The 4,240-nt window shown below is 74.4% G+C and carries 4 protein-coding genes; 2 read left to right on the plus strand and 2 right to left on the minus strand.

The features are described 5' to 3' along the window. Window positions 1-129 precede the first annotated feature (129 nt). Window positions 130-1,149, minus strand: a complete 1,020-nt coding sequence (locus DQW06_RS08425; protein ID WP_013151490.1) for a PolC-type DNA polymerase III — start codon at window positions 1,147-1,149, stop codon at window positions 130-132. A gap of 302 nt (window positions 1,150-1,451) precedes the next feature. Between DQW06_RS08425 and DQW06_RS08430 the strand changes: the two genes are divergently transcribed. Further along, complete coding sequence (locus DQW06_RS08430) at window positions 1,452-2,414, plus strand: asparaginase (protein WP_117198245.1); 963 nt, start codon at window positions 1,452-1,454, stop codon at window positions 2,412-2,414. Between the two features lie 42 nt (window positions 2,415-2,456). Beyond that, window positions 2,457-3,728, plus strand: coding sequence for an NAD(P)/FAD-dependent oxidoreductase (locus DQW06_RS08435; protein ID WP_013151488.1), 1,272 nt, complete (start codon window positions 2,457-2,459; stop codon window positions 3,726-3,728). Here the strand turns inward: DQW06_RS08435 and DQW06_RS08440 are convergent. Beyond that, window positions 3,712-3,903, minus strand: a complete 192-nt coding sequence (locus DQW06_RS08440) for a ferredoxin (RefSeq protein WP_013151487.1) — start codon at window positions 3,901-3,903, stop codon at window positions 3,712-3,714. The genes DQW06_RS08435 and DQW06_RS08440 overlap by 17 nt on opposite strands. Window positions 3,904-4,240: the final 337 nt, after the last annotated feature.

Genomic DNA, 4,240 nt, shown 5'->3' on the forward strand with positions numbered 1-4,240 from the left:
CCGGGGCCGCCGCGCGGAGCCCGGAGATGGTGCGCCCCCGCGTGAGACTGGTGTCGGCCCGGCTCACCGAACCGGGCAAGGCGCTGCTCACCACATTCGGCGGAAGCGCGCTGATCGTGGCGTTCTTCCTCACCCTGTCCGGTCTGTGAACCCCGGCCGGTCCCTGAGCACGGACCGGCCGATCCGGCCGAGCAGCCGTTCCGGGGAGCCGTCGCCGCGTCCGGCCGGGTAACCGAGGTCGCGCGTGCCCCCGCCGCCGGCCATGCGCAGCAGCAGGCCGCCCGCGGCGGTGGCCGCGAGCCCGCCCGTCACCGCGGCGGCCGCGGCCAGCCGCTCGCGGAAGCGGGTGTCCCGGTGCGCGGCCATCTCCGCGATGGCGCGGTCCGTGGCGCCGAAGGCCCCGCCGCACAGCAGCGGGTCCAGCTCGTGGGGCCGCCACCGCGCCTGCCAGGGGCTCAACGGGGGCAGTCCGCCGGGCACCGAGGACGTGCGCGGCTTCCAGCGGACGGGCCCCGCAGCGCCGACCGGGCCGGGAACCGGGTCCGGCACCGTGAGCCGCTTGGGCGCGGGACCGCCGTAGCGCAGTTCGCCGGGGGCGTTGGTGAGCATCTCCGCGAGCAGCTTGGCGCAGGCACGGGCGTCTCCCAGCGCGGTGTGCTGTCCGGTCGGCCAGTCGCCGCTGAGCCGGTGGGAGGCCTTGGGCAGCGAGTACCGCTCCAGCTCCACCTGGGAGCGCAGCGCGCGCAGCGTGCACAGCCCGGCCTGGCCCGTGGGAAGCCCGGCGGGCACCAGTTCCGAGGCCAGGAAGCGCTGTTCGAAGTCGAGGTTGTGGCCGACCACGACCGCCCCGGAGAGCAGTTCGGTGAGTCTGGGCACCACCTGGGCCGCGGTCGGGGCGCCCACCGTGTCGCCCTCGCCGATGCCGTGGAACTCCCGGCCGCCCACCGGCGCGCGCGGGTCGATCAGAGTGCTGAACTCCTCCACGAACTTGCCGTCGCCGCGCACGCGCACCACGGCGATCTCCACGATGCGCGCGCCCTCGCGCGGTTCGAGGCCGGTGGTCTCCATGTCGAGCACCGCGTACTCCAGGTCCGCCGCCCGCATGCCGACCCTGCGCCGGGTCAGCGCGCCCATCCGCAGCGTTCCCATCGTGTGACCCACTCCCTCGTACCTCGTGTCGAACGGCCGTCCCACCTCGCCGCGTACCGGCAACGACCTTACTCCCCGCGTCCGACAGCGGACCCCGCGCACGTGGCGGGCCCCTCCCGGCGGCGGGGGGCCGACCGCTCCGGTCAGCCCCCGGACCGCGAGGCGTCTGCGGTCGGGCCGGTTCCGCGACCGCGGGGCGACCGGAAGAAAGGGGGGTTATGTAACGTTCTCAGTCGTGTCCACCCACAGGAGGACACTCCACGCGCACCCTGCCCCGACCTCAACGGCGAGGAGAAGCCCGCATGCCCCAGAGCCCGCTGCCCGAGTACGTCCCCCTGGCACAGGTCGTCCGGTCCGGAATGCTGGAGAGCGTCCACTACGGCGCGGTCGTCGGACTGGCCGCGGACGGCCGGATCGCCTACGCGCGCGGCCCCGTGCACCAGCCCATGTTCCCGCGCTCCTCGGCCAAGCCCTTCCAGGCGCTGGCGATGCTGCGGGCGGGCGCGCGCCTGGAGGGGCCCTCGCTGGCCATCGCCGCGGGCAGCCACTCCGGTGAGGAGGCGCACACCGCCGAGACCGAGCGCATCCTGGCCGCGGCCGGGCTCACCGCCGACGCCCTGGGCTGTCCCCCGGCCGCCCCCGGCGGCAGGGAGGCGCGCGCCGCGTTCGTGCGCGCCGGACGCGAGCCCGAGCGCGTGCTGATGAACTGCTCGGGCAAGCACGCGGGCATGCTCGCCGCCTGCATCGCCCGGGGGTGGAGCACCGGGGACTACCTGGAAGCAGAGCACCCCTTCCAGGTCCTGGTCCGCGAGACCATCGAGGAGCTGTGCGAGGAGCCGGTCGCGCACACCGCCGTGGACGGCTGCGGGGCGCCCCAGATGGCGGTCTCCCTGACCGGTCTGGCCCGCGGTCTGTGGCGCATGCGCACCGCCCCCGAGGGCGGTCCTGAACGGGCCGTGGTCGAGGCGATGAGCGCCCACCCGCTGTACGTGGCGGGCAGCGACCGGATCGACACCGACCTCATGAGGCGGATGCCCGGCCTGGTGGCCAAGGGCGGAGCCGACGGGGTGCTGGTGCTCAGCGCCGCCACCGGCGAGACCGTCGCCGTCAAGATCAGCGACGGGGACGCCGAGGAGCGGGCGCGTACGCTGGTCGCACTCGACGCGCTGCGGACCCTCGGTGTGGACGTCTCCCCCGTCCAGGACCGGCTGCGTGTGGACGTCCTCGGAGGTGGCGCCCCCGTCGGCGAGGTCCGCCCGCTCTGACCGACCCCGACCTCGGGAACCACCACCGGAAGGGACACCACCGTGCGGGACACCCTCAACGACATCGTCGTCGTCGGAGCGGGGATGGCCGGGCTGCACACGGCCGAGGCGCTGCGCGAACGCGGGTACGAGGGGCGGCTGACGCTCCTGGGCGAGGAGGCGCACCGGCCCTACTCGCGGCCTCCGCTGTCCAAGGAGGTCCTGACCGGGGTGGGTATGGAGCCCCCGGGCGGCGGCCCGGGCTGGCTGGTGGGCCACCGGGCGCTGCGTCTGCGCGAGGACGAGGCCGTGGACGCGCTGGACCTGGACTTCCGTCCGGGCAGCCGGGCCGTGGGGCTGGACACCGCCGCCCGTGAGGTGAGCGTGTCCGGTCCGGGCGGCGCCGCCTCGACGGTGCGCTACGACGGCCTGGTGATCGCCACGGGCGCGCGGGCGCGCCGCCCCGCCACCGACCTGGCGGGCGTGTACGTGCTGCGCACCCTGGACGACGCCGAGGCGGTGCGGTCGGAGTTCGACTCCGGTGGTCGGCTGGTGGTGGTCGGGGCCGGTTTCGTCGGCGCCGAGGTGGCGGCCAGCGCCCGAGCGGTGGGCATGGACGTGACCCTGGTGGAGGCGGCGCCCACACCGCTGACCCGGGTCGTGGACCCGAGGATCGGCGAGGTCCTCACGGAGCTGCACCGGGAGAACGGCGTCGACGTGCGCCTGGGCGTGGGCGTGGCCGGTTTCGAGGGCCGGGGCCGGGTGGAGCGGGTCCGGCTCGCCGACGGCTCGGCGGTGGAGGCCTCCCTCGTGGTCGCCGGGATCGGCGTGCACCTGAACACCGAGTGGCTGCGCGGGTCCGGGGTGGAGCTGCTGGCCGACGGCTCGGTGGCGTGCGACGAGTACTCCGCGACCTCGGTGCCGAACGTGTACGCGGTCGGGGACCTGGCGAACTGGCCGCACCCGCGCTACGGCGGGCGGATCCGCCTGGAGCACTGGACCAACGCGGGCGAGCAGGGCGAGGCCGCGGCGCACAACCTGTTGGCGGGCGACGGCGGGCGCACGCCCTTCACGCCGGTGCCCTACTTCTGGTCCGACCAATACAGGATGAAGGTCCAGCTGCTGGGCCAGGGCGCGCCCGCCGATCAGGTCGCCTTCGTGCACGGCTCCCCGGAGGACCGAAAGTTCGTGGCCTTCCTGGGCCGGGGCGGAATGCTCACCGGTGTGCTGGGGCTGCGCTCCACGCCCAAGACCATGCGCTACCGGGGTCTGCTGGAGAAGCCGACGACGTGGGACGAGGCGTTGGCGGCCGCGGGGGTCACTCCCGCACGGTGATGGCCCTCTTGGGGCACATGCGTTCGGCCTGGCGGACGCGTTCGCGGGACGCGGCGGCGGGTTCCTCGGTGAGCAGGTAGAGGAAGTCGTCGTCGCGGACCTCGAAGACCTCCGGTGCGGCGGCCATGCACAGGGCGTTGCTCTCGCACTGGTCGTAGTCGACCTCGACTCGCATCGTCGCCGGACTCCTCGCGCGGAAGGGGTGTGATCCCCGACTCTAGCCGGGACGGCCGTGCTGTACGGCTCGGACGGGCGCACCGGCGCACGTCCATGACTTCGCTTTTGTCCATAAAGCGGATGTTGTGTGAACCACCAGTGCGTACACGCTGTCCCACTGCCGACAGCACCGGGCCGTCCGGTGCCGTCGGGAAAGGGGCACACGGGTGAGCGAGGACGAGACCACCGGGAATCCCGAGAACCGTAGGTCGGCGGCGGAGGCCGCCCCCGTGCCGGGACCGGAAGGGACCCCCGTGCCACCGGGTCCAGCGGAGCAGGTGGAGCGGGAGGGGCAA

This window comes from Nocardiopsis sp. TNDT3, assembly GCF_003427465.1.
Taxonomy (GTDB): Bacteria; Actinomycetota; Actinomycetes; order Streptosporangiales; family Streptosporangiaceae; genus Nocardiopsis; species Nocardiopsis dassonvillei.